Origin of the sequence: Thiocapsa sp. (assembly GCF_035467215.1) — a bacterium.
Classification (GTDB): Bacteria; Pseudomonadota; Gammaproteobacteria; order Chromatiales; family Chromatiaceae; genus Thiocapsa.
In genome coordinates, this window is the sequence record NZ_DATITZ010000336.1 from 1 (window position 1) to 3358 (window position 3358).

A 3358-nucleotide genomic window follows, 5' to 3' on the forward strand; every position below is an offset into this window, starting at 1 on the left:
GAGGTGCTCGCCCTCCTGGATCCGGAAGATGCCTCGGCTGAGTAGATCCCAGCTCAGGATGCCGCAGGCCGAGGACACCAGCACCGGGCGTGCGCGCGCCATCGCTTCCAATGCAATGGTGCCGAACGACTCGACCGTCGAGGGCAGGATCAAGGCGTCCATCTCGTCGATCAGGGCCATGATCCGGCTGCGGCTGACCCAGCCGGAATGTCCGAGGTTGGGCAACCCTCGGCTCTGCCCCTCGACCCACGCGCGCAGGGGACCGTCGCCGACGATCAGGAACTCGATCTCCGGGAGTCGACGCGCTGCCGCGACGATGGCGTCGAGATTCTTCTCCGGTGCCAGACGCCCGGCGAAAAGCACGCGAGCGACTTGCCTGCGTGCGGGGACAGGCGGCATATCGAGAAATCGCCGCGGGATCGGGGTTGCCATGAGGCTGACGCGGCGCGCACCGATCGATCGCGCCACCGCCATCATCTCTTGCGAGTTTGCCAAGACCAGATCGCTCTTGCCGAAGAGCAGCCGATGACAGGCAGCGAGATATCCGTTGGCGATGCGCGCGCCCAAACCCCAGTCCTGGAACAGCGTCGTCAGCGCCTCGAAATGGGTATGGAATCCGACCACCAGCGACGCCCCGCAGCGCTCGGCCAGGTGCATTCCGAGCATCCCGAACGGGCCTGGAGTCGGGACGATGACGACGTTCGGGCGCAGGCGATCGAGGCGTCGGCTCAGGAGCCAAGGGGCGGGCAAGACGATCTTCTGCGTCGGATCGCCGGGGAGCGGGAGTGTCAGACCTCCGGACCAGGATCCCGCGCGACAACGCGGGGCGACTAAATCGACGCGAACGCCGGCGCCTCTGAGATGGTCGGCAAGGTCACGGTAATAGGCGCCCACACCGTTGCGCTCGGGTGCGGCGTCGGACACGATGGCAACACGCAGCTCGGCGGCGCAGGGTTGCACGGGTGTTCTAACACTGGTCCCCGCAGTGGATAGGTTCAGCATGGCGCACGGGTGTCCTGGTTGAGGATGAGCCCATGGGATCGTCGCCGGGCCTCGCCCCCGGGTGCATCGACGATGCATCGGCCGCGGTCCATGCCGACCGAGCGGCAAGCCGCGCGAAGACGGGTCCCGGATCGCGATCGATGTCCCCTCGAGAGAGTCCGAACTGCTCCAGACTGTAGCCGTGAGCGCTTCGGTAGGTTCCGGCTCCGGCCGCGTGGCGAGCGATCGCTGCGCGAAATTCCGAGCTCGCCGGAAGTCCGAGCTGCGCGTAAATCTCCGGCATCCGACACGCCGGGTCCGACTGCAACGCGCGCATCGTAACCCATACGCAGCGCTCCTCGGGAAGTTCTCCCAACGCACTTTCCAGATTCTTGTAGTAGAAGCCCAGTTGCTCGGTCAAGCATTCGCGAAAATCAGGCCTCGCCGACAGGACATCGAAGAAGTCGATTCCGGCCGCGAGCGAGCTCAGCTGAGACGGGAGCGTGGCATGCGGCTCGCGCAGACAGACAATGAAGCGCGCGTCCGGGAAGCGCGCCGCCAGACTGCCGGCCAGCGGGGCGAAGGCGGCGTTCTTCGACAAGAGCCTCTTCTCGGGGCCCTGGACGTAAAGATGTCGCTGCAGGCATCGATGATAGAAGTCCATCAATCGTGCGCGCCGCGCCGCCGGCATGTCTCGGTCGAACAGGCCCATGCGCCACAACAGATCCGAGTGCGGGAAGGGCAGAACGAGGATGAAGCAGGCCAGCACGGGCATGAGCGCGAAGTAGTCCTCTTCCGGGTCGCTCAAGCGCATGGCGTGAACCGCATCGAGGCCCTTGAAGGCGTGTCGCTCGATCCAGTCGAGCATCCGCCCGAGTGGGCGACCGACACGCGCATCGATCCGCCCGAGGCCGAGCCAGAAACGCCGTTGCGTCACCGAGGGTGCGAAGAGACATTCCCAGGTCGAGAAGGTCGTCAGCGCGGTGTCCTGCGCGATGACGCGATGAAGATAGGTGGTTCCGCTGCGGGGTACACCGAGTACGAACAGCGGCTCGCGGACCGCGACACGGCGATAACCACGGTAGAAGATCTCGTCGAGCAGGAAGCCGATCCAATGAATCCCTTGAACAAGTGCGAAGAGCGGAATGAATCCGCTCATCACCAGCATGCGTTTGGCGCTCGGCCGGGGACGGCCCGGAGCCGGTACGAATGTCCGATAGGTCAGACGGAGTAAATCGGTCAGGCTCTCGAAAAACAGTCCGAGCATGATGACCCCGATGAGCCGGATCCTGCGTTGACGGTTTCAGGCGATTTCGGTCGGTTGATCCAGGTCGCGCGAGGACGCGGATCAACCGCTGCTGCGCGGCTAGGCGCCGCCTTTCGGTTCGATCGGATCGGCCCCCGAGTCTGCCGCCGCGGCGGGTGCGGGCGCAACAGGCTCTGGTCTTGCCGTCGACCGATCGTCGGTGTCGGACGAGGCGTTGATTTCACGCCGGACCCCTTCGGACGCATGATGATGCGCGTCTGCCCCGGCCGAGGAATCGGCCGGCCGAGGCGGGGCGGTCTCCGCGACGGGCGCCGGGCGCGGCATCGTGGTGGTTGGCTCGCTCGCTTGGGTCTCGTGCTTGATCGGTGAGGTCGGCTCGCTCGCCTGGGCCTCGTGCTTGACCGGCGCGGTGGGCTCGATGGCCGAAGCCTCCTGCCTGCGCGGAGCGCTCGGCTCGCTGGCGGGAGCCTCATGCACGATCGGTGCGGTCCGCTCCCTCGGCATCGATGCCTCGGCGCTCGATCCGTCCGGTCGCGCCTCCTCGCGCGCGTTTTCGCCCTGCGCGACGACAGGGACTTCGCGCATCCGCCGCTCAGACCGGTGCTCGCGGGGTTTCGAGACCGCCTCGATCGGTCCCTCGTGCGCCGGCTGCCGATCGTGCGGCTGCGGGGGCATCGGGTCTGCGGTCGGATGCGAAGCGCCTTCGGCGCTGCCGGCCTCGTCTCCCGTGCCTTCCTTCGGCTCCGCGCTCGCGTCTACACCGGCCGAAGAGCGTCGGCGATTGCGGCCGCCGCGACGCCGACGCGAGGACCGAGGCCGCTCGCCGGCCGGTGCTGCGTTGCCGTCCTGCCCCGGCTCGGTACCTGTGTCGGATGTCTCGTCCGAGGCATTCTCGGCACCCCCGGGCTGTGCGCCGAGGCGCGCTTCCTCGGCACGCTCCGTCGGGCGTTTGCGTTCGATCGAATCGCTCGCTGTGTCGGCCGCTTCACCGCTCCGGGCGGCGGACTCGTCCGAGGACGGCCTCGCAGCCGGTCGCGTTCCGGCGGTCTCGCCGACGGGCGCAATCATCAGCGGATGATCCTCCGGCCGGCTGCCGCGCGACGACGCGGC

The 3358-nt window shown here is 67.4% G+C and carries 3 protein-coding genes; all 3 read right to left on the reverse strand.

Features of this window, described 5'->3' with window-relative positions:
* The coding region (locus tag VLR48_RS18180) for a glycosyltransferase (RefSeq protein ID WP_325293144.1) at positions 1 to 1002 on the reverse strand (1002 nt) is incomplete at its 3' end.
* The gene (locus tag VLR48_RS18185; protein ID WP_325293145.1) at positions 968 to 2248 is read right to left on the reverse strand and encodes a sulfotransferase; all 1281 of its coding nucleotides are present in this window, start codon (positions 2246 to 2248) and stop codon (positions 968 to 970) included. The genes VLR48_RS18185 and VLR48_RS18180, both read right to left, overlap by 35 nt.
* Before the next feature lie 99 nt (positions 2249 to 2347).
* Positions 2348 to 2923: a hypothetical protein gene (locus tag VLR48_RS18190; RefSeq protein ID WP_325293146.1), complete on the reverse strand. Its 576-nt coding sequence runs from the start codon at positions 2921 to 2923 to the stop codon at positions 2348 to 2350.
* Positions 2924 to 3358: the final 435 nt, after the last annotated feature.

Coding starts and splice junctions, on each gene's coding strand:
- VLR48_RS18185 (WP_325293145.1), bottom strand. CDS start 2,248: ATGCTCGGACTGTTTTTCGAGAGCCTGACCGATTTACTCCGTCTGACC.
- VLR48_RS18190 (WP_325293146.1), bottom strand. CDS start 2,923: ATGCCCCCGCAGCCGCACGATCGGCAGCCGGCGCACGAGGGACCGATC.